At 73.0% G+C, this 2040-nt stretch carries 2 protein-coding genes; one reads left to right on the top strand and one right to left on the bottom strand.

Features of this window, described 5'->3' with window-relative positions; all coding sequences use genetic code 11:
* Positions 1-273: 273 nt before the first annotated feature.
* Complete coding sequence (locus E1166_RS30325) at positions 274-618, bottom strand: hypothetical protein (RefSeq protein ID WP_132343222.1); 345 nt, start codon at positions 616-618, stop codon at positions 274-276.
* 583 nt (positions 619-1201) lie between these two features.
* On the opposite strand from E1166_RS30325, the gene E1166_RS30320 reads away from it, so the two are divergent.
* A complete protein-coding gene (locus E1166_RS30320; RefSeq protein WP_132343221.1) occupies positions 1202-1831 on the top strand; it encodes a TetR/AcrR family transcriptional regulator in 630 nt (209 codons plus the stop codon).
* The last annotated feature ends 209 nt before the right edge of the window (positions 1832-2040 follow it).

The following is a 2040-nucleotide window of genomic DNA, read 5'->3' as shown; positions in this document are numbered from 1 at the left end:
GGCCTGCCGGGGGAGGGCAGCGTCGAGCTGCGCCGCCTGCGGGAGGCCGTCGACGCGGCCGGCTACACCGGCCCGATCGAGGTGGAGGTCTTCCACGCGGATCTCTGGTCCCGCCCCGGCCCCGACATCCTGGCCGCTGCCACCACCGCCTACCTCGCCCACGTCCCCTGACCCTCGGCGCGTCGATCATGAGGTTGGCGACGGTGTCGATCATTCCGGCCGCCGTCAACTTCATGATCAGCGAGGTGGGTGGCGGGCATGCCGCTCACCTGCTCAGACCCAGGAACGGACGAAACGGGCCTCGCGCCCCTGTGTGGGCTGGATGGGTGACCCCTGCGTCGCCGGACGGTTGCCCGGCGGCATCTGGTTGACGCCGAGGGCGGCCGAGAAGATGACCAGGCCGTTGAAGAACGCGATGATCCACTTTTCGGCGCCGGCCTCGGTGGCGAACGCCGCGGTGGTGTAGGAGAGCAGCAGGGCCACGCCCAGGGCGATCCACTTGCGGGCCTTGTCGCCGCTCGGGCCGATCAGGCCGCCGACGACGTTGGCGGTCAACAGGGTGGCGGCGCTGGCGCCGGTGAGGCTGCCGAGGGCAGCCCAGGTGAAGAGATCGTTCACGGCGATCCCCCTTCTGCCGGTGCGCGGGGAATGGAGGTGATGGCACGACGGCGGGCGGAAGGCGCCCGACCGCCCGGGTGACGGCGTGGGGTGGGGCGGGCCGGTCGCTCAGACCGACCCCGGGGTCTCGGCCGCCGGCGCGGCGCCGACCTTCCAGGTGACCGATCGCCCGTCGAGCGTGTCGTCGGCGTTGCCGGTCAACGCCACCGGGAACTGTGCGGCCAGCATCGCGAGGCACACCCCGACCTGGTACGTTCTGCCGCTTCCGGATGCCGCCTTGATGCAAGCAGTGTGGGCGATGGCGACCATGACCAGCAGTCAACGATCAGTCACAGCGATGTCGCCGATCTTACCGGCCCGCTCCCGTTCGCTGGCGCCGGAAAATGAGCGTGGTCGATAATCCGAGAGTCGGGCCGAGGTGCCGCACGGTCACCCGCCAGCCCGACCGGTGCAGGGCCAGCGCGGCGGCTCAAGCGCCGATGCCGCTGCCGACGACCACCGCGTGTCCGTCCGTCCCGACCGGCCTTCTGCGGATGTAGAAGATCAGACTACAGGCATGGAACATGGCGGAGGTGGGCACAGGATGAACGCTCGCAGCGCGCGGATCGCGTCGCTGGCCGACGCGGCGATCACGCTGCTCGCCGAGGGCGGCATGCGGGCGCTCACCCACCGGGCGGTGGACGCCCGGGCCGGCGTGCCGCCCGGCACCACCTCGGCGTACCTGCGCACCCGGCAGGCGCTGATCGAAGCGGTGGTGCGGCGCCTGGCCGAGCTGGACCGGGTCGACCTGACCGAGCGGGAACTACCCACCGGGGCGCCGCTACCGGGCCCGCCGCCCCGGTTGACCGCCGCCGACCTCGACCGGCTCGCCGTCGGCACCGCCGAGGTGCTCGACCGGTGGCTCACCACCGGCCGCGACCGCGCCCTCGCCCGGTACGCCTGCCTGCTGGAGGCAGTCCACCGTCCTGAACTGCGGCCCATCCTGGAGCACGGCACCGCACTGCGGGAACAGGCCCGGGCGCTGCTGGCCGGCGCCGGGGCGACCGACCCACGGCGGCAGGGTGACCAGTTCGTCGCCTTCGTCGACGGGCTGCTCTTCGACCGGCTGGTGGGTGCCGGGGCGCTCAGCGCCCCACCGCCCGGCAGCCCGGAGAGCCGCGCGGACCTGCGGGCGGCCGTGCGTACCCTGTTGCACGCCTTCACCGGCACCTGACCGGGCCGAGATCCTCCGGCCGAAACCGGGGTGCCGCTGTGCGGAACTGTCACCCCTTGTCCCAGAAGGGCGATGGGCAGCCGTCTTCACCGCGAACCGCACCACCACAGGCGTACGCGGCGCGGGCCGCGGGGGCTGGCGAAGCTGACCCGCCGGGCCCGGCTACGGTGGGGCCCGAGCTGGTGGGAGGGGGCGGCGATGCTCCGGTG

Source organism: Micromonospora sp. KC213 (assembly GCF_004348325.1).
Taxonomy (GTDB): Bacteria; Actinomycetota; Actinomycetes; order Mycobacteriales; family Micromonosporaceae; genus Micromonospora.
Note: the sequence above shows the minus strand (reverse complement) of the source record. Positions and strands in the feature narration are given on the sequence as shown.